This window comes from Xanthobacter albus, assembly GCF_043194895.2.
Lineage (GTDB): Bacteria > Pseudomonadota > Alphaproteobacteria > Rhizobiales > Xanthobacteraceae > Xanthobacter.
The window spans coordinates 2934714-2954778 of sequence record NZ_CM195532.1; the positions used below are offsets into that span (position 1 = coordinate 2934714).

Annotated in this window: 11 protein-coding genes; 7 read left to right on the forward strand and 4 right to left on the reverse strand. The window is 66.4% G+C overall.

Annotated elements, in window-relative coordinates; genetic code table 11:
- The first annotated feature begins 11 nt into the window (after nt 1-11).
- From V5F75_RS13130 to V5F75_RS13150, 5 genes are all read left to right on the forward strand, one after another.
- On the forward strand, nt 12-1727 hold the full coding sequence (locus V5F75_RS13130) for a trimethylamine N-oxide permease (RefSeq protein ID WP_394034550.1): 1716 nt from the start codon (nt 12-14) through the stop codon (nt 1725-1727).
- A 72-nt stretch (nt 1728-1799) separates the two neighbouring features.
- The gene (locus V5F75_RS13135) at nt 1800-2939 is read left to right on the forward strand and encodes an aminomethyl transferase family protein (protein ID WP_394034549.1); all 1140 of its coding nucleotides are present in this window, start codon (nt 1800-1802) and stop codon (nt 2937-2939) included.
- Between the two features lie 421 nt (nt 2940-3360).
- On the forward strand, nt 3361-4398 hold the full coding sequence (locus tag V5F75_RS13140) for a response regulator transcription factor (RefSeq protein WP_394034548.1): 1038 nt from the start codon (nt 3361-3363) through the stop codon (nt 4396-4398).
- A 443-nt stretch (nt 4399-4841) separates the two neighbouring features.
- Complete coding sequence (locus tag V5F75_RS13145) at nt 4842-5000, forward strand: hypothetical protein (RefSeq protein ID WP_509212070.1); 159 nt, start codon at nt 4842-4844, stop codon at nt 4998-5000.
- Between the two features lie 120 nt (nt 5001-5120).
- On the forward strand, nt 5121-6446 hold the full coding sequence (locus tag V5F75_RS13150; protein ID WP_394034547.1) for a hemolysin family protein: 1326 nt from the start codon (nt 5121-5123) through the stop codon (nt 6444-6446).
- Between the two features lie 199 nt (nt 6447-6645).
- On the opposite strand, the gene V5F75_RS13155 is transcribed toward V5F75_RS13150, so the two are convergent.
- From V5F75_RS13155 to V5F75_RS13170, 4 genes are all read right to left on the reverse strand, one after another.
- Nucleotides 6646-8505, reverse strand: coding sequence for a glycosyltransferase family 92 protein (locus V5F75_RS13155; protein ID WP_394034546.1), 1860 nt, complete (start codon nt 8503-8505; stop codon nt 6646-6648).
- A 586-nt stretch (nt 8506-9091) separates the two neighbouring features.
- Nucleotides 9092-10030 carry a glycosyltransferase family 2 protein gene (locus V5F75_RS13160; RefSeq protein WP_394034545.1) on the reverse strand — a complete coding sequence of 313 codons (939 nt, stop codon included), beginning with the start codon at nt 10028-10030 and terminating at the stop codon, nt 9092-9094.
- A gap of 5 nt (nt 10031-10035) precedes the next feature.
- Nucleotides 10036-12261 carry a glycosyltransferase WbsX family protein gene (locus V5F75_RS13165; protein ID WP_394034544.1) on the reverse strand — a complete coding sequence of 742 codons (2226 nt, stop codon included), beginning with the start codon at nt 12259-12261 and terminating at the stop codon, nt 10036-10038.
- Nucleotides 12262-12528: 267 nt separating this feature from the next.
- A complete protein-coding gene (locus V5F75_RS13170) occupies nt 12529-13755 on the reverse strand; it encodes a glycosyltransferase family protein (RefSeq protein ID WP_394034543.1) in 1227 nt (408 codons plus the stop codon).
- 253 nt (nt 13756-14008) lie between these two features.
- On the opposite strand from V5F75_RS13170, the gene V5F75_RS13175 reads away from it, so the two are divergent.
- On the forward strand, nt 14009-18379 hold the full coding sequence (locus V5F75_RS13175; RefSeq protein ID WP_394034542.1) for a glycosyltransferase: 4371 nt from the start codon (nt 14009-14011) through the stop codon (nt 18377-18379).
- Complete coding sequence (locus tag V5F75_RS13180; RefSeq protein WP_394034541.1) at nt 18376-20037, forward strand: hypothetical protein; 1662 nt, start codon at nt 18376-18378, stop codon at nt 20035-20037. The genes V5F75_RS13175 and V5F75_RS13180 overlap by 4 nt, the downstream gene beginning before the upstream one ends.
- The last annotated feature ends 28 nt before the right edge of the window (nt 20038-20065 follow it).

Consider the following 20065-nt stretch of genomic DNA (forward strand, 5'->3'; position numbering starts at 1 on the left):
GGGAGGAAAATGTGACCACCATCACGAATGTCCACGCCAGCGCCGAGAGCGATGGGCGGCTGCACCGCTCCATCTCCTGGACCGGCGCCTTCTGGGTCGCGAGCGGCGTGCCCGCCCTCGTCCTGTTCTCCATCGGCGGCATCGCCGGCATGACGGGAACGCTCTCTTTCCTGATCTGGGCCATTTCCATCGGCATGGGCTTCATCCAGTCCTTCATCTATGCCGAGATCGCGGGGCTGTTTCCCAACAAGTCGGGCGGCGCCTCCATCTATGGCGCGGCGGCCTGGGTGCGCTACGTGAAGCTCGTGGCGCCGCTCTCGGTGTGGTGCAACTGGTTCGCCTGGAGCCCCGTGCTCTCGCTCGGCTGCTCCATCGCCGCCGCCTACATCCTCAATGCGTTCGCGCCCATTCCGGCGGTGAACAGCCCCGAGGTGGCGCAATGGCTCGCCGCCCACGGCGCGAGCCTGACCGGCACGGAGGCCGAGAAGGCCGCTGCCGCGGTGGCGGCGCTGACGCCGCACATCCGCGACTGGACGCTCGTGACCCACGCCATCGGCCCGGTCTCGTTCTCGCTCAATGCCGCCTTCTTCGTGGGCGCTGCCCTGATGCTGCTGGTGTTCGCCATCCAGCACCGCGGCATTCTCGGCACCGCCAACGTGCAGAAATGGATCGGGCTTTCGGTCATCGTGCCCATGCTCATCGTCGGCATCGTGCCGCTGCTGACGGGGCAGGTGAACTGGAGCAATTTCTCGCCACTGGTGCCGCTCGCGGCCGCCGGTGCCGCCGAACCGGGAAGCTGGAACATCCCCGGCTGGACGCTGGTGCTCGGCGGCCTGTTCATCGCCGCCTGGTCCACCTACGGCTTCGAGACCGCCGTGTGCTACACGAGCGAGTTCCGCAATCCTGAACGCGACACCTTCAAGGCCATCTTCTATTCGGGCCTTTTGTGTCTCGCCTTGTTCATCCTGGTGCCGTTCACCTTCCAGGGCGTGCTGGGCCTCACCGGAATGCTCGACCCGGCCATCGTCGACGGCTCTGGCGTCGCCCAGGCCATGGCCCACATGGTGGGCGGCGGGAAGATCGTCGAGAGCGTGCTGGTCATGCTGATGATCCTGGCCCTGGTGCTGTCCATCATGACCGCCATGGCAGGCTCCTCGCGCACCCTCTACCAGGGCGCCGTGGACGGCTGGCTGCCGCGCTACCTCGACCATGTGAACGAGCACGGCGCGCCCACCCGCGCCATGTGGACGGACCTGTGGTTCAACATCGTCCTCCTGGCCATCGCCTGCGCCGACAGCACCAGCTTCTTCTTCGTGCTCGCGGTGGCGAACGTCGGCTACATCATCTTCAACTTCCTGAACCTCAACTCGGGCTGGATCCACCGCATCGACAGCTCCCACGTGGACCGGCCCTACAAGGCGCCCACGTTCATCCTCGCCTTCGGCACCCTCCTCGCCTTCGTGAACGCCGTGTTCATGGGCGCCGGGGCGAAGGTGTGGAACCCGGTGGCGCTGTGGGCGGGCCTCGTCACCGCCGCGCTCATCATCCCGGTCTTCATCTACCGGCATTACATCCAGGATGGCGGCAAGTTCCCGCACGAGACCTTCGAGGATCTGACCATCGGCGATGGCAAGCACACCCAGAAGCGTGCCGGCATCCTGCCCTACCTCGCGCTCGTCGCCGGCCTCGCGGTGGTGCTGATCTCCAACTGGCTGTTCCAGCTCTGACACGTCCCGCGGTCCGGGCACGGCCCGGGCCGCGGGACCTTCCATCATTCCCGTCACGAAAGGACCTGCCGCATGACCACCGGCATCCCTGCCTATTCCCGCGTCTCGGCTCTCGCCGACCGCCACCTCGCCCTCGGCACCACCTTCGAGGCATCGTGGAACGACATGCCCGTGCCGCAGAACTACGCCACCAACCCCGACGACGAGGTGATCGCCGTGCGCACCGCCGCCGGCCTGTTCGACGTCTCCGCGCTGCGCATCATCGACGTGTCGGGCTCCGACGCTCTCGCGGTGCTGGAGGGCCTGTTCACCTCCGATATCGCCCGCATTGCGCCGGGGGCGTCCTCCCTCACCTCGGTGCTGGACGAGCAGGGCAGCCTCATCGACGACGTGCTCGTCTATTGCGACGGGCCGAACGCCTATCGCATCTCCCACGGCGGCGGCTCGCTGGAGGACATCCTGCCCGCCGTTGCGGCCGGGCGCGACGTCACCTTCCGCAGGGACGACGATGTGCACGTCCTCTCCTTCCAGGGGCCGAAGGCGCTCGACATTCTCGCCCCGCACACCGGCTTCGACCTGAACACGCTCCCCTATTTCGGACACCGGCGAACCACCCTGTTCGGGCGGGCGGTGTCCATGGCGCGGGGCGGCTATTCGGGCGAGCGCGGCTATGAGGTGCTCTGCGCGGCCGCCGATGCCGTGGCCTTGTGGGACGCTATCCTGGCGGCGGGGCGGCCGCACGGGGCCATGGCCGTCTCCTGGTCCTGCCTCGACATCGTGCGGGTGGAGGGCGGCCTCCTGTTCTTCCCCTACGATATGCCCGAAGGCGACACGACGCCCTGGGAAGTGGGCCTCGGCTGGACCGTGAACCCGGACAAGCCCGCCTTCCGCGGTCGCGAGGCCGTGCTGCGCCGCCGTGGACAGGAGCGGGTGGCGCAAGCGGGGCTGGAGATCGACCACCACGCCGCCGTCGAGCCCGGCGCCCGGCTGTTCCGCGATGGCGAGGAGGTGGGCATCGTGAATTCCACCGCCTACAGCCGCTATCTGATGCGTTCACTGGCGCTGGTTCACGTGAGGCCGGAGCTTTCGGCCTTCGGCACGGAACTGGAGGTCCGCGGGGCGGACGGCACCTTCGCCGCTCGGGTGGTGAAGACGCCGTTCTACGACCCGCTGCGCTTGCGCACCCATCCGCTTGAGGAACGGACGGCCTGACCTCCCCGAAGCTGCCGCGAACAGGCCGAGCCGTACCCCGGGGGCTTCCTCCTGGGAACCTTGCCGGAGAGCGGACGGGCGCCACGCCGTCCCTCTCCGGTCCTTTCCCAAGGGCTGCGGTCAAAATGCTGCACCGCAAGCTGGACGGACAGGAGAGGCGAGAAAAAATATCCAATAGCCCCTGAAATAGATGCTGGATGGCGCACGAGCAGAACCGCTTCAACCATCAGCATTTTCATGCGCCGCAACATCAACTTGAAGAACCTGATAAGATGACGCAACGTCCGCATTGCCAAGGAGCAGTCCGTCCGCTTTACTCGGACTGGACGAATTCAATTGTATCCACACACCGGCTGGAGAGGGAGGCATGGCGGAACCGCTTCCTGCCCTGTCATTTCCCGCGCATGGGCGATACAGCGCCGTGTGCCTGAATAGCCCGGAATGGTTCGATCACGTGGGCCAGGTCGCCCGCGTGATCGGCAGCGACCGCTTCCACCGCGAGCTGGTGGAGCTGTTCGGCGCGGCCATCGATCATGATGCCTGCTGGATCATCCGCTATTCCCGCGTCGCCCCGCCGGACGTGCTGTTCACCAAGAACGTGGCGAGCGATGTCGTCGCCTATTACACCAACATCTACGCCTCGGTGGACCCGTTTTCCGAATACTGGCGCAACAGCGGCAGCCCCGGAGTGCTGCAACTGAACGACGTCCGCTCGCCGGGCCGGGCCTGGGATCTCTACCACAAGGTTTTCCAGACCCTCGCCAGCATCTCGGACGAGCTCGGCATCTTCTTCTCCACCGTCGGCCACTGCTGCTTCGGGCTGTTCCTGGAGCGCGAGACGGGTCGCTTCTCGCAAGGCGACATCGAGCGCGCAAGGCTCATCTTCCCCATGCTGGAAGGCTTCCATCGCTCCCATCTCGGCTCCCTGTTCAACGCGCTGCGCAACCCGCGCGGGCCGCAGGTGGAAGGCTTCATCACCCGCCCCACCCTCATCAAGGACCGCTTCGGAGTGAACGTCTTCTCCAACGAGGCATGGCAGAAGGCCGCCGCCGGCGAGCCGGCGCTGGCCGCGGCGGTGGAGGAGCTGCACACGTCCTCCGACAGCCGGACCCGCGTGCTGACGGAGTTCAGCGTGAAGGTGGAGGTGTTCGACCGCGATTTCCCGCTCGCCCCCGGCGGGCGGATGTATGTGCTCGACACCCCAACCCCGCGGCGAGTGGAGGACCCCGACCGCCTGCTGGAGGAAGCGCTGAGGATCTTCACCCCGCGCGAGCGCGAGATCGTGCTCTTGCTCATGAACGGCGAGACCACCGGCGGCATCGCCCAGAAGCTCAACCTGAGCAAGGGCACCATCAAGAACTGCCGGCTGCGCATGTACCGCAAGACCGGAGTGGGCTCCGAGCGCGCGCTGGTGAAGCACGTCATGCAGCATCTCGATCCACAGCGCGGCGAGGGGTAGGGCTTCAGGCCATGCCGCGCGGAGTCTGGCCGTCGATCCAGGCCCCTCGGGGCCGGCGAGAGCGGATACGGCGGGTTTGTTTTCGCCATGTGCGCGATCGGATGGCAGCGCCCGTCGCTGGGGAATAGGCCGGTGGCCGTCTGGCCGGGCGTCTCCAGGTTCAGCGCCCACGACATGCAACAATGGCCCCTCCTGGAACGCCAGGCCACGGCCGCCGCAAGCGCCAAATCGTTGACAGCAACCGCCCGCCGTTGCCAGATCCCGCGATGACGACAGTGCGTTTTTCGGCGATTGAATATTATATAAGTTCAATGGCTTGCGCGGATTTTGGAAGAGGCCTCACCCCCTCTTGAAGTGCAGTGCGTTTACAATTGCCTGTGGGTGTTCCGTTGGTGCCCGTCGAGGCGCATTTCATGTCTGCACCGGGAGCAAAATCAATACGAATGGACCTGTTCGACGCAGTTGGTGACGAAAAGTCCCGAGAAATTCCAGAAGTTTGCACCTCATCCTTCTCCGGGATGCCGAGGTCATCGCCGATGTGGCATTACGCAAAAGGAAACCCGCGGGCTTTCCCGCGCGAACTGCGCCGGCCGGCGATCTGACTGAAGACGGCTTCGAGCTGTGTCTCCGCTCCATCCGCGTGGCGGGCTGTCGTCGTTCCTGTGTTATACGTCGAACGCATTTCAACAGCTCGCGGCATGGTTGCCGCCCGAGAGGAGACCATGCCAAGTTCCGAGGGTAGTAGCATCGCGGATATCGCCGGGATACTCGCCGTACTTGTTCTGGTGGCAGCAAACGGATTTTTCGTCGCTGCGGAATTCTCCCTCGTCGCCGTCCGCCGCAGCCGGGTGGCGGAGCTCGTTGCCGCGGGGCGCATGAATGCGTCGGCCCTGCAGCGCGCGGTGGACAATCTCGACTCCAACCTTGCCGCGACGCAGCTCGGCATCACCATTTCCTCCCTCGCCCTCGGCTGGATCGGCGAGCCGGCGATCGCCCATCTGGTCACGCCGCTTCTGAGCGCCTTGCCCGGATCGCTCGCGACCTTCGGCTCTCACGCGGTGGCGGTGGTCATCTCCTTCATCATCATCACCACGCTGCACATCGTGCTCGGCGAGCTGGCGCCGAAGAGCCTTGCGCTCCAGCGCAGCGAGGGAACGGCCCTGTGGGTGGTGCGGCCGCTGGGCGTGTTCCTGTTCCTGCTGCGCCCGGCCATCGTCACGCTCAATGGACTGGGCAACCTCGTGCTGCGGCTCGTCGGCCTGCGCCCCGGAACGGGCGAGGACTCTTTCCATTCGCCGGAGGAACTGAAGCTTCTGGTGGCGGCGAGCCAGGAGGCGGGCCTCCTCCAGCATGCCCAGCAGGAGGTGGTGGAGCGCGTCCTGACCATCGGGGACCGCCCCATCGGGGGCATCATGACGCCGCGCCGCGATGTGGAGTGGATCGATGCCGATGACCCCCACGACGAAATCCTGCGGACGATTCGCGCCTGCAGGCACGAGCAATTGCTCGTGGGCCGCGGTGACATCGCCGAACCCCTGGGCATGATCCTGAAAAAGGACCTTCTCGATCAGGTGCTGGATGGAAAGGCGCTGGACCCGCTGGCGGTGATGCGCGAGCCGGTGGTGGTGCACGAAGGCACCCCCATCTTCCGCGTGCTGGAGCGTTTCAAGACCGCCCCGGTTCGGTTGGCCATCGTCATCGACGAATATGGCGGCCTCGACGGGGTCGTCACCCAGACCGACCTCCTGGAGGCCATCGCGGGGGATATTCCCTCGGCCGAGGATGAGGAGCCCGACTTCGTCGCGCGTGATGACGGCTCGCTCCTGATCGACGGCATGACGCCTGCGCACGAAGCCTTCGAACGCCTGGGCTTTCGCGCACGCTCCGGCGATTTCCACACCATCGCCGGCTTCGTCCTGTCCCGGCTCGGGCACCTGCCGGAGACCGGGGAGCAGTTCGATTATGAGGGCTGGCGCTTCCAGGTGGTGGACATGGACGGGCGGCGAATCGACAAGCTGCTGGTGCAGCGTCTCCCGCCCGCAGAGTGATGCCGAAGGCGGGTGCGGCTGTTTCCTGGGTTTTCGCTGAAGCCTGCGGGGCGCCGCAGCGAAAGTCCGCCGGCTCTGGTGTGAAGACACCGGGGCCGGTTGGCCGATTCGGCGCGGCGATCTGGTCGCCTGAGGCTGCCTGCTGGCGATCGGCGACCCACCTGCACGATGCGACGCGCGCCACGTATCCCAAGCGACGCTAAGCGGGATTGCAGGCGTGGGCCAGAAGATCGGAGACCAGATCCTTCACCACAAGCGTGGGCTTGGCGCGGAACACACCCAGGGTATCGATGCGTTCCAGCGTGTCGAGATGGCGAAGCACGACGTGATACTGCGGGCGGTTCCAGAAATCGTGGATGACGATCCTGGTTTCAGGCGCGCAATTCAATATCGTGGCGAGGGTGCAGGCGACGCGGAACCGCCCGTCGACCAGCACCAGATCGGGTTGCCAGGAGAGCTTGTTCCAGACCGCCTGGTAATAGGCGGGCCATTTCGGCGCCGCGGCCGGATCACTGGGCATGCCCCACGCGCCGGTCGGGCCGATGTCGATGTGCAGGGCGGTGAAGTCCACCGCCGCGATTTCCGGCCTCTGCGCCAGCAGATCGAGCCATTGCACGTCGCTTTCGACAGAGACGATGCGCTTGACCCCTGTTCTGGCCGCCAACGCGGTGCTGCCGCCGGCGCCGAATTCCAGAAAGTTCTCCACCCCCTCCAGGGCGCGCTGGAACATCTCGCGCTCCGGATCGCTCATCCGCGGCAGAAGCGGAGCCTTCGGGTCTAGGCCCGGCGGCAGGGTCGGTTTGGGGGCGCTGGCGGTTGCCGCGGAATGCAGGGCCGCCACGGCCTCCGCGTGGCCGGGGTGGGTTTCCAGAAAGGCCTGCCAATGGGGGCGGGCGGCCTCCTTGTCTCCGGCCTTTTCGTGGGCCCGCGCGAACAGGATATGATGCCAGCCGCCGGTGCCGGGTCCGCCGGGTTCCGGCACCAGCGCCTCGGCCTCATCCCACCGGCCTTGCGCCAGCAGCAGGCGCATCAGCTCCTTGCGGAAGGTGGGGTCGCCGTACTGGTCGAGCAGGTCAGGGGCTTGTGCTATGCCGCCGCGTAGCTCAGCCTCAGTCTTCGGTTTGAATGCTGCTGCCGAATCTTGGTGGGGGCGATGGCAAATTTGTCTGACTTCGGTTGGATCAGGAAGCGCCATATAACCATTCAACGCGTTCCAAATGTCGGCGCGTCCCTGCCGTTCCAAGATCTGGTGCATCACTGAAAGCTCGTTCAGCGTAGCGAGTCGAAAATTTAAAATCGCCTCATCCCGCTCGTCATTCAGATCATGTCTGGTAAAGCGCTCATCACTCCATTTTTCGGCCTGCTGCTCAGGCGCAATGGCAGCGCGTCCACGCCTCTTCTTCGTTGTCCACTCCTCCCAAGAGCGTACAATATAGTGATTCATTTGCACAAATTCATGGGAAATTCTGTAGTGTATCCCAGGCTGTGTCATTGTTGCGAAGATGTCATGACCGCCTTCATCAACGATTGTACCGGAGCTGAGATAGGCGACATGGACATCGCATTTAGCGACTGACCCGGGCCGCACAACGACTTTGATGCACTGGTTCGGCCGAGCATTGCGTTTAGACGCCAATTTGAAGCGGTCCATCACCAGACCGGGCGCGCGCAGCTCCTGCGCGGATGATCCAAAAATCCGCCAGTTGATCGCAAGTCCGTTGAATGCCTCAAAGCGGCTGAGTAGTTCTTTGATAGAGTTGTCCCTCAGTGGAACGATAAACTCGTCTATATCTGCATAAGCAAGCCAATCGAGGTGAGCGAATTCGTGCGTGGCAGCCTCATATGCCGATACTTGGCGATTTGTCAGCCGCTGGTCCGGCCAGTGCCGATAATGGATCAGCCCTGCTGAATCCAACTCCTTCAGCAGAATAGGAGTCTGATCGCGGCTATCATTATCGTATATCACAATAGTATCAAAACCTATCGCGCGATAATAGGCGATCCACTCAAGCAAATATGATGCCTCGTCACGGACGATTAGGCAGACACCAACGTTCATATATAAACTCTATCTCTGGTGTTAAGGTGAAAAACGAATCCATTCGCGTAGATTCGGTTGCCGGATTGCCTAAGTGCATCACTGCGTGTGTGCAGGAAAAAATTCATATGCATTGCTATATTAACCGACACGCCAGAAATGTCGTAGGGGGGCTGCAATGCCCGGCTATGTGGAGTCTGTCCACCCGCAAACTCGATAGGTGCGATTGGCACGGCGGTGCCACACAGCCGTAGTCGCGGCCCGACTCGGCCCCTGCTCACACCAGGGGGCTGGGAGGGGAGTTTGCGTCGGGCAAACCTCTATAGGGTCCATCATGACCGCTCCCACACGAAGTTTTTGACACTCCCTGCCTGGACTAACGGGCCGGTTGAACCGATCAACCGCACCATTAAGGAAGCGACTGTCAAACATTTTCACCACGACGACCACGAGCGATTTAGGTTTATCCCGAAATTCTCGTCGCCGCCTATAATTTCACACAACGCCTGAAGAGTCTCATGCACTAAGAGATCACTTAGTAAATATGGAAAATTATACCAAAAAAATTCTGTATTAATTTAAGCCACCCAATGTCGACGCTAAACACCTAATCGAAAATGAAGGCGGGACCAACCTTGGGGCGCCGGCCCTCGTAATAAGTGCGCCAGCCCGGCAGGCCCTCACCATTTTCGTGCTGGAAGTGGCTGAGGTAGCCGCACTCCGCCAGAAAGGTCTCGAAATAACCCGGCCATGTGGATGGGGCAGGGCAGAGCGGGTTGGCGGGGGCTGCCGCCAGCCCGCGGCGAAAAAAGCGGCGCAGCACGACCTCACTTTCGACCCCCGCGAGGTGGGCGAGGCCGGAGAAGGAGTTCGTGCCGTGGAGGCGGTAGTCGTAGAGCGGCTCCATGACCACCGCAGGCTCTGTCATGTGGAGGGATTGCAGCACGAAATCCCAATCATGGCAGTATTTCAGCGGCAGGAATGGCCCGACCCGCTCGAAAAGCCGGCGGGTGAACAGCAGGTTGCCCGTGGAAACCGCCTGATTGGCCCTCAGCAGCGCGAAGCCGGTCGTCAGGTCCCGCTTCAGGGCCAGCATTTGGCGAAGGGTGAACAGCCTGAAAGGCTCGGGAATCTCGCGCACCTCGGCGGGGTCGGCCAGGATCTCGACGAGCGTGAACGAAAGCTCCGATTGCGCCTCGGCCATCGCCGAGAGCATCGCTGCGATCCGGTCGGGGCGGTAGCGATCGTCGGAATTGATGATCGCGACGTGCGAGCCATGGGAGGCGCCGATGCCGCGGTTGATGGAGGCGTGCGCGCCGAGGTTCTGCGCGTTGCGCAGAAGAACGGTGTTGGCGAAGCGGCGGGCGAAGGGCGTGGCCAGCAGCGCCGTGCAGCGCTCGAAAGTGCTGTCGGCCGAAAGGTCGTCCACGATCACCAGCTCCAGGTGCGGATAGGTCTGATCGTGGATGGATTCCAGGCATTCCAGCACGAAGCGCTCATGGCCATAGCTGGGCACGACGACGCTGACGAGAGGTGTGTCCGCCATGGCCCTCATCCGATTACGAGCTGGATGGATGTGGGCGCGGCGATCGCCTTCGCGGCTTTCGAGGAATCCGTGGTCAGCAGCTCGATTTCATAGCGGCCCGGAGCGAGGCCGCGCAGCGAGGCCGAAACCGAGAAGCCGCAATCCACCTCGGCGTCATCGAGCTTGAGGGCGGCCGCGACATCCGGCCGTTGGATGCGCAGGTGGATGGGTGTCACATAGCGCGGCATTTCGGGCGCAGAGGTGCTGCGCAGGGCGAGCAGCGCGATGCGGGTGCTTTTTCCGGGCCACGCGAACCAGCCCCGCACGCTTATCGCCTGATCGCCCCGCAGCAGGAGCGGGCCGCCGGAATCGACCGGCCGTCCGTTCAAGGATTCGATATTGAAGGCTGCGCCGCTGACCCATTCCACCGACATGATCGACGCCGGCACCGGCACGAGCCCCTGCTCGTCGCCCACGCGCAGATCGTGCGTCTCGCGGCGTATCAGGCCGGTCAGCGCGCGGTTGGCGCGGATCAGGCCTTCGACATACCGCCGCGTCTCCGCCAGCCGATCCTCGGAGCCATCGGTGGGTGCAAGCAGAGGCGCCAGCGCCAGGGATTCCGGCGTCAGCGCGTTGCGTACCGCGCGGAGGTTCGCATGGCCGTGCTCGCGATCCGGCTCCAGGTGCGTGCCTTCTGCCCATTCGTTCCAGGCATTGACGAAGACGAAACGCCTGTCTTCCGGCAGTTGCTTGCACGCATCCGCCACCAGATGCCGCATCCAGGTCTCGAACAAGGCGGGCGTGGCGCCAGCGAAGACGTTACCGGCGGTACCCTTGCGCGCGGTATTGTCCCAGGAGGGCATCGCGGTGCGGAACCGCGGATGCGAGGGCGTGGGACGCGCGATCTCTCTGCGCACGATCTCGGCATAGTCGTAGATGGTGCCGCTGTAGCGCGGATCGAGCGCTTCGATCCGGTCGTTGATTTTCTCGCCGACCACGCCGTGCGGGGGAAACTCGCAGCTGCTGTCGCACCCGTATTCGTAGGGATCCTTCAGGTCGAAGCTCTCGACCATGCAGATGTGGAGATCCGGGAAGCCCTCCTCGCGGGCGATTTCGCGCCAGCGGTCCAGCGTTTCCCTGGGCCGCTCCATCAGCGAGATGCGGTACACCTGGATGAGAGGGGCGCCGTCGATCTTGATGTAGCGGTCGGATCGGAAATAGCGGATGCAGGAGCGAATGAAGCCGATATCGCTGTCGAAGGTGTGGCGTTGCGCCATCAGCACGTCTGCTTCCGACCCGTCCCAGCGGCGCGACCAGCTTTCATTCGCCCAGCAGAGGCAGAAATCGAGATCGAGATCGAGATCGACATGCCGGTCTATGGGCAGGGTCATCAAGGTCTGGCCGGAGAACCAGTAATAGTAATAGCAGAAGCCGCGGATGCCATAGCGCTTGGCCAGCGCGACCTGGTCGCGCTGCACCTGGTCGAGGCGCAGGTCGTAGAATCCGAGGTCGGCCGGCAGGTGCGGCTGGTAGTGACCGTCGAACAGCGGCTTGGCCGTGGTGACGTTGGTCCACTCCGAAAAACCCTTGCCCCACCAGGTGTCGTTCTCGGGGAAGGGGTGGAACTGCGGCAGGTAGTAGGCGACGACGTCCACCGAGGCGGCCTCGCCGCTCAGCGGGGCCTCCAGCAGGCGATCACGCAGGCGGATCATTCCGCTCTGGTCGCCCTCGAACCGGCCGGCGAGGGGCGCGAGGATTTCCGCGAGTCGCGCCAGCGGCATTTCCTCGTGCCGCAGGGAATCGGACAGGCGCACGACGACATCGGTGTCGGCGATGCGAAGTTCGAGGATCTCGCCGACCGGCAGGGTGCTGCGGCTTTCGGCCTTCAGCCGCTTCATCACGGCCTGCGCGGCGACGGGCGACATCTTCAGCAGGTCGATGTCGTAGCCCGCCTTGACGGGCAGGCGCAGGACCGCCGCGATATCCGGGCGCAATTCGGAGGTGATGTCCGTCAGCACCTTTTCGCCGAGCAGGAACACATCAAGCGCCACCGGCCTCATCGGTGTGCGGGTGGAGACGACCCAGCCGACAATCCGCGTGCCCGCGAAAATGTCCGCCGCGCCGCGCCAATGGGGCGGGGATTCGAGGTCGGACAGATCCGGTGTGACGATGCGGGTTTCCGCAGCCTGCCTATCCTCCTGGGGAGGCTGTGCGGCCGGGATTTCATCCTTCGCGTGCGTCAGATCGTTCACTGCATCACCAATCTGTCAGTATTGCAGACTATGGGTTGTGTAAATAAATACGCGTCGAAAAAGTTGCGTCGCGAAACCGTCGCATGGTAATCATGTGCCGATGTCTCGATCTTTTGCATATTCCGTCTCCAAGCGGAAGGCGGGCGGCGGTTCTGGGCCAATCTAAACTCTAGATGAGGCCGAAATGTCAGATCTACGCTGGTTCGAATGGGCGGAGGTTGTGCCGCGCGGACGGCCCTGGGGGCGCGGCCTCTGCTTGGTGTTGCTTCAGTCCGCGGCAGGCAGGGCGCGAATCTGCTCCAGCAGGGTGTGGGCGACGGCGGTGGGCACGATGCCGTCGCGGATGGCTTCGGCGGCGCGCGCGCCGCGCCGGGCGGCTTCGTCCGGCTTGGCCAGGACTGCGCGCAGGGCTTTCACCGCGGACTGGAGATCGGGCTCGGCCCAGTTCTGGTCGGGCGTGTAGCTGGCGTTGGCCTCTCCGGGGCAAACGGGGGCCATCGTCCAATCGATGAAATAGGCGCTCCGCGGAGAGAGATAGGCGGTCGGCCCGCCCCAGCCGGTGATGATCACGGGCTTTCCGGCGCAGGCCGCCTCGAACGCGCCAAGACCCCAGCCTTCCGCACGGCACAGGGACACGTAGCACGCGCCCATCTCATGGAGCGCCCGCAATTCCCCCTCGGGCAGCTCATCGGTAAGCAGAAGGATCGGCGGCGGCAGCCGTCCGTGGCGGAGCACCGCGCGCCCGATCATCGCCTCGAACTGCGGCAGCACCGGCACGTTCTCCCCCTCGTGGCCGGGATCGCGGCGCACCCGCTCCAGGTCGTGGGGTGTGGTCTTGATGACCAGTGCCACCGGGTCGTCGTGCGTGAAAGCCTCGGCGAAAGCCGCGACCAGCGGGCCGATGGACTTGCGTTCCAGCCATGTGGAGACGGTGTAGAAGACGCGCCGTCCGTGGAGCGGGGGCAGGCGCCCGCGCAGGGCGGCGCGCTCCTCCTCCACCACGACGGCGGCGGGGCGCGGCAGGTGCGGCGCCACGAGAATGGGGATGACGACGCCGCTGGCGCGGAACACGTCGCGGTTCCATTCGGTCGGCACGATCACCGCGTCGAGGCGGTTGATGAGGTCCGGCCAGTGGGCCGGCAGGCGGTCCGTTTCCCAGACCGTGTGGCCGATGATGCGCGTGGCGCCCCGTGCCCGCTCGCGTTCCAGGAAGTGCGGGTAATATTCCGGTACGAAATGGATGATGACCGTTTCGCAGGCTTTCTCGTCGGCGCGCAGAGGCCAGAATTCGGCGGGGCCGGCTTGCCGGGAAGGGGAGGGGGCGTAGCCCAGGCCGAGCGCGCCACCCGGCAGCATGGGCTCCCACGCCAGGGAAACACCCGCGTCACGCAGCGCGCGCACCAGGGCGGCCGCCGCGACGGCATAGCCGCTCGTGTCCGCCAGGCCGATATAGCGAAGGGATATTTCTTCACGCTGCCTGAATATCGTCTTCAATTGCAGGCTGATCGTTTTCCGCATACGGCTTATGGGTGCGGTAAGCATTTGCTCTTTTTCTGCTTAATCTTACGTTTGGGCATCGCGCAGCGCCGGAGGATGGAGACGCGCGCAGGGCGCTGGGGTCAAAATAACACCGTACCACCAGCGAGTTGTGCCTGCCGCGTGAAAACGGCGAGAGGCCGTTGCGGCACCTCTTTGACTTTGCCTCGCACGCTCATATAACCCCCCGGCTTTTCGAGGAATGCTCCGCATGTCCGCCGCCGCCGCCTCGGCCGAAGGTCGAGTTTCCCGCATTCCGAATGTGTATCATTTCGTGTTCGGCCTGCGGCCGCAGGCCGAGCCTTTCCACCTGCTGCATTACCTCTGCCTGGAATCCTGCCTGCGGGTGAACAGGCCGGAGCGCGTGCTGGTGCACCTGCACAACGAGCCGCATGGCCCGCTCTGGGATCTCATCCGCCCGCGCATCGAGATCGTGCCCATTCCAGAGCGCGAGCTGACGGTCGATCTCACCTATCACGACGATTTCACGCGCAGCTTCTCCTATGCGCATGTCAGCGACTTCATCCGGCTGCGCATCCTCCATGAGCAGGGCGGCGTCTATGCGGACATGGACACGCTGTTCCTCGCTCCGCCGCCGGACGAGCTGTTCGCGGAACACTGCGTGATGGGGCGCGAGCGCGTGGACACGGGCGCTGCCGGCGCGCCCGAGGGCTCGCTGTGCAACGCGCTCATCATGGCGGAGCCCGGATCGGCCTTCATCGCCGAGTGGATGAAGCGGATGCCGGGCGCCTTCGACGGGAGCTGGAGCAACCATTCCACCTTCCTGCCCTACAGGCTCAGCCGCGAATTTCCGGACCTCGTCCGCGTCGAGCCCGAGAGCCGCTTTTTCGCCCTCGACTGGACCCGCGAGGGCATCCGCGGCCTGTTCGAGGAGGACCGTCCGCTGCCGCCGGAGGCGACCAGCCTGCACCTGTGGGCCCACCTGTGGTGGGATGTCGAGCGGCGCGACATGTCGGACTTCAACCACCTGTTGCTGACCGAGGACTACGTGGCGCGGGCGCGCACCACCTATGCCCGCCACGCCCGGCCCTTCCTGCCCGCGCCCGGCGCGCCTTCGCGAAAGGGCAGGGCGCTGCTGGTCACCCATGTCCTGCCGGACCCCGAGGGCGTGGGCCTCGCCCGGCGCGGCTGGCGCTGGGCCTGCGAGCTGGCGGCCAGGCATGAGCTGGAGATCGTGCTGGTGACGCCGCACGAGCCGCCCCCGCCGCCCCATCCGCTGCCGGGAACCCTGCGGGTGGTGCCCTTCGTGCCCGCCGCGCGCGGGCGGCGGCTCGCGGACTGGTTCAGCCCCGGCGCGGCAACGGCCGAGGCCCTCGGCGCCCTGGAGGGGCCGCCCCCGGAGCGCATCATCGTTTTCCGCTTCTACCTCCACGACGTGGCCGCGCTGCTCCCGGCCGCGTGGCGGGCGGTGGTGGAGATGGACTGCGACGATTGGGAATCGGCGACGCGCCTCAGCCTCGCGCATCTCGCGTTTTGCCACGGCGACTATCGCATGGCTGTGCGTCGCCTGCGCGAGGCGCTGCGCTATGCCAAGCTGGAGCGCCGCTGCCTGCCCGCCTACGGCGTGGTGCATCTGGCGGCCGAGGAGGATGCCGCCCGGCTGGAGCGGCAGACCGGGCTGCGCATCTTCAAGGCCAGCCCGAACAAGATCGCGGTTCTGCCCGGCCTGGAGCCCGCCGCTCCGCCGCCGGGATCGCGCACGCTGCTGTTCGTGGGAGCCTTGTTCTACCCGCCCAATGCGGATGCGGTGGAGTGGTTCGCCGCTGCGGTGCTGCCGCGGCTGCGCCGCCTGGTGCCGGATGTCCGGATCGTCGTCGCGGGCCGGGCGGAGGAGGATCTGAAGGCGCGCATGGCCGCCGCCGGCATCGAATATGTGCATGCCCCCCGCGATCTGCGGCCGCTCTACGCCGAGGCTGCGGGTGTGATCGCCCCGGTGCGGGGCGGCGGCGGCACCAAGCTGAAGGTGCTGGAAGCATGGCTTTATCGGCGCCCCCTCGTCGCGACTTCCCACGCCGCGCGCGGCCTGGGGGCGAAGCCGGGAGAGCACCTTCTGATCGCGGACCGGGCCGAGGATTTCGCCCGCGCCTGCGCGCGCCTGCTCACCGAGCAGGACCTGGCCCGGCGCCTCGCCGACGCGGGCGCCTCGCTGGTGCGGGAGCGTTTTCTGGTGGACCCGCCGCCCGTTGACCAGAACCGGCCGGCGCCGCGCGAGGCGCAGGACGACCCGGCGCCGGTGTTCATCCTCTCCGTCGCCACCGGCTATGGCGGCGCGGAGCGCAACATCGAAGCGCTGCTCCCCGGGCTCGCGGCGGAGCGCAAGGTGGTGGTGTTCGCCTGCAACTCCCATCATGTCGCCGTGCTGGAGAAGATCGATCGTCCGGGGCTGGAGATTCACCGCATCGATGCCGCGCGGGAGGGCTTCGTCGAGAGCGCGGCGCAGCTCGTGCTGCGGCTCCACGACGATCTGAAGCCCTCGGCGATCCTGGCGAATACGCTGGATTCCCTGCGCATCCTGTCGCGATGCACGGGCGGCCGTCCGGAGCTGGCCGCGAAGTCCTTCTTCTATGTCCACGATTTCCAGTGGTCCGGCTACGAGCCCCTTCTTCCGGCGATGGCGCAGGCCACCCTGCTGGTGCCCGACCGCTCGGTGCTCGACAAGCCGGACTACATCAGCCGCCATGCGTGGCCTCACGGGCCCCTCCGCGCGCTGGTGCTCCCCAATCCGGTCCGTATTCCCCCCGAACCGCCTGAGCCGCCTGCGGCCGGCGCGCCCTTTCTCCACCTCGCCACGGTCAACCCCATCAAGGGGCACGCGCTGCTGGCGGATGCGGCGGCCATGCTGGGCCGGAGCTGCCCCGACATCCGCATCGCCTCCTACGGGCACAGGCCGATCCCGGAATTTTACCGGGACATCCAGCGGCATGCGGAGGAGGTCGGCGCCGGGCCGGTGCTCAGCCTGCACGATCACGTCGATGATCCCGAGCCCCTGCTGCGGCGGGCGCGCGCGGTGCTCGTCACTTCCATCTCCGACAATGGGGGCCCGGAGACCTTCGGCCGCTCCATCATCGAGGCGTGGGCGCATGGCCGCCCCGTGATCGCCTTCGCCGCCGGGGCGCCGGCCCGGTTGATCCGCCATGAGGTGGACGGCCTGCTGGTGGATGAGGGGGATGTCGCCGGGCTGGCCGAGGCCATGATCCGGCTGCACCGCGATCCCGAGCTCGCCGAGCGGCTGGGCCGGAACGGATACGCGCGCGCCGTGCGGGAGTTCGCGGCGGATGTGGTGCGCGCGCGGCTCACCACGGTGCTCGATGGCGGGTGGCTAGCGCGCCAGCCGGATTCCGGCCCGCTCCCGGCTCCGGACGGCGCGCCCGGCGTGATCCTCGACGTGTCTCTTTCCCTGGAGATGGGATGGCACACGCCGGTGGGCATGAGCCGTGTCGAGGCGGATGTGGGCGACATGCTGTCCCGGAGCGCCGCGCCCGTGCGGCTGGCGCGGCGCGACACCGAGGGCGGGGGCTATCGGCGCCTCGCGCCCCATGAGCTGGAATTCCTCGCCAACCGGGGCGACGGCATCGGCGCGCTGGCCTCGCGCGAGCTTCAGGCGCACCTCGGTGCCGTGCCACGGGCGAGCCGTCAGGCCGCGGAAGCGCTGGAGCCGCGCGCAGGCGACGTGCTCGTCAGCGTCTCGAATCCGTGGGACTACGTGCCCGCCGGCACCTTCGAGGAGCTGCGAGCGAAGGGCGCGCGCTGCGTGCTCGTGGTGCACGACCTCATGGTGTGGGACGCGCCGCAATGGACGGCGGGGCGCGACCCGCGCGACTATTCGGCCAACATGCTCTCGGTGCTGGCGCAGGCCGATCATCTCGTCTGCGTCTCGAAAGCCACGGCGGCGGTGGTGGGCAGGGCGTTCGCGGAGCTTGGCCGCCCGGTTCCGCCTCTCCCCGTCGCCCATCCGGCGGGCCTGCCGCCAGGGGCCGCGCCGCGCGGGGCGCCGCCGCCCGGCTTCGATGCCAGCCGGCCCTTCGTGCTCTATTGCTCCACCATCGAGGTGCGCAAGAACCACGTCATGCTGCTCAATCTGTGGGACCGCCTGCGCGAGGCGCTGCCGCCCGAGCGGCTGCCCCGCCTCGTGATGGCCGGCCGCTGGGGCTGGTATGTGGACACGGTGCGGCTGATGATGGAACGCAACTGGCGCCTCGCGCCCCATGTCCAGGTCTGCGAGAACCTGCGCGACGAGAACCTGCTCTGGCTCTATCGCAAGGCGCGCTTCACGGTGTTCCCCTCCTTCACCGAGGGCTTCGGCCTGCCGGTGGCGGAGAGCCTCGCGGTGGGAACGCCCGTGGTGGTCTCCACCGCGCCGGCGCTGATCGAGGCCTCGGGGGGAAACATGCCGGCGCTCGACCCCTATGACCTGCCGGCCTGGCAGCGGGAGATCACCGCGCTCTGCCTCGACGACGCGCGGCTCGAAGCGCTGCGGGGCAAGGCCCGGCACCATCGGGTGCCGCAGCCGGAGGACCTTCCCAGGGCCGTGCTCGCGGCTGCCGGTATTGCCGCGTCATGACGGAGAAACTCGACAGCAGGGTGCAGCTCGCCCTCGAAACCCTTGGCCGGGCGCTCGCCTATTTCAATCGCGCAGGCGCGGAGCGGGAGCGGCAGCTCGATGAGCAGGAGCTGCAGCTCGTGGCACTGCGCGACGAGATCGAGGCCATGCGGGCGGACCATGCGGAAGCGCTCGCTGCGCGCGAGCGCGAAATCGCGTGCCTGGAGGAGGCGCTGGCCCAGCGGGATGCCGAGCTCAGAAGGGCGACGGAACGCAGGGGGCCGACGACGCGGCTGTGGCGGTGGCTCGCCTTTCACAGGAACGGCCGGCCGCGCGGCTGGATGCGCGCCCTGGGGCGCCGGCGCCTCGCCGCCGACGCGCGCCGCCTCGCCGCGCCGGATGTGCCCCTCGTGCAGGCGGATGAGCCGCCCGCCGATACGTTCGTCAACTCCCTGGAAGCCTACCACGACCGCATGCGGAGCCTGCTGGCGGAGGGCCGCCTTGCCGCGATCGGCGCCATGGCGATCGTCGCGCCGCCGCGCCTGCAGGCCGTGGCCGGGCTGATCGCCGATTGCCTGCGCCAGGCGCCGTTCCGCTGCGCGCTCCTGGACACCATGCCGCAGGAGTTTCCGGCCGACCTCTACCTCGTCCTCGCGCCGCAGGACTTCCCATGCCTGCCGCCCGCCGACCGGCGGATCATGCTCCTGGCGGAGGGGGATGCACCGGCGGGCACAGCCGAGGGACCCGGCATCGCCGATCTTGCCCGCTCCCTCGCGGTGTTCTCCGCCGGAGAGGCGCAGATCAGGCAACTGCACGAACAGGGCATCAACCTCTACCAGACCTTCCTGGTGCCGCTGCAAGGCGGTGACTCATCCTGCTTCGGCACGCGCCATATGCTGCTGCGCGCCCTGCACGGCTGCGGCGTGCTGGACGATGACGCCTTCGAGCGGCTGACGCAGGGAACGAGGCTCGAAGGCGAGCGTTTCATCCTCTGCTTTCCGGAAGACGGCGAGCGCCTGCGGAACGCGCGCCTCGGCGTGCGCCACGGCGCGACCCTGTTTCCCAGCTTGCGGGCGGTGGACGGCTGGAAGGGGACGGCGCTCAGCTACCGATATCTGGCGCGGCGCGCCCTTCTCGCGGGGCGCGAGCGGCTCGTCGTATGGGAGGACGATGCGGCGCTGGACGACGCCTTCGCCGCCCGCCTCGCGAATGTCCTCGACTATCTGGAGCGCAGCCCGTTGCCCTGGGATGTCTTCTCCGGCCTCCTGAGCGACATTTCCGAGCGCATGCGGGTGATGTCCGTGGAACTCCATGGGGGCGACCTGTTCGCCCGCGTCGACCAGGTCATCGGCATGGTGTTCGGCATCTACAGCCGCCGGGCGCTGCAGATGCTGGCCGCGTATCGCGTCGCCGGTGACGACACCATGCGGCACACCATCGATCGCTATCTGGAGGCGCAGCCCCTGAGCTGCGTGACGGTTTTTCCGCCCCTGGTGGAACACGCCGGCGGCCTCTCCTCCACCCTGTGGAGCCGGGACGGCAGGCACTTCACCACCAACGCCTCGCTGGAGCCCACCATCCGAAGAAGCCAGGCGCGCGTCATCGGCAGGATCGGCGACCATCTGGCGAGAAGCGGAGAGGCCGCGGAACGCGAGAAGTCGCCCTTTCGGGTTGGCTGACGCCGACGTATTGTTGCCGGCTAATTTT

What these genes read in the sequence shown, in the direction of transcription:
- V5F75_RS13135 (WP_394034549.1), top strand. Translation starts at nt 1,800, where the DNA reads ATGACCACCGGCATCCCTGCCTATTCCCGCGTCTCGGCTCTCGCCGAC.
- V5F75_RS13145 (WP_509212070.1), top strand. Translation starts at nt 4,842, where the DNA reads ATGGACCTGTTCGACGCAGTTGGTGACGAAAAGTCCCGAGAAATTCCA.
- V5F75_RS13150 (WP_394034547.1), top strand. Translation starts at nt 5,121, where the DNA reads ATGCCAAGTTCCGAGGGTAGTAGCATCGCGGATATCGCCGGGATACTC.
- V5F75_RS13155 (WP_394034546.1), bottom strand. Translation starts at nt 8,505, where the DNA reads ATGAACGTTGGTGTCTGCCTAATCGTCCGTGACGAGGCATCATATTTG.
- V5F75_RS13160 (WP_394034545.1), bottom strand. Translation starts at nt 10,030, where the DNA reads ATGGCGGACACACCTCTCGTCAGCGTCGTCGTGCCCAGCTATGGCCAT.
- V5F75_RS13175 (WP_394034542.1), top strand. Translation starts at nt 14,009, where the DNA reads ATGTCCGCCGCCGCCGCCTCGGCCGAAGGTCGAGTTTCCCGCATTCCG.
- V5F75_RS13180 (WP_394034541.1), top strand. Translation starts at nt 18,376, where the DNA reads ATGACGGAGAAACTCGACAGCAGGGTGCAGCTCGCCCTCGAAACCCTT.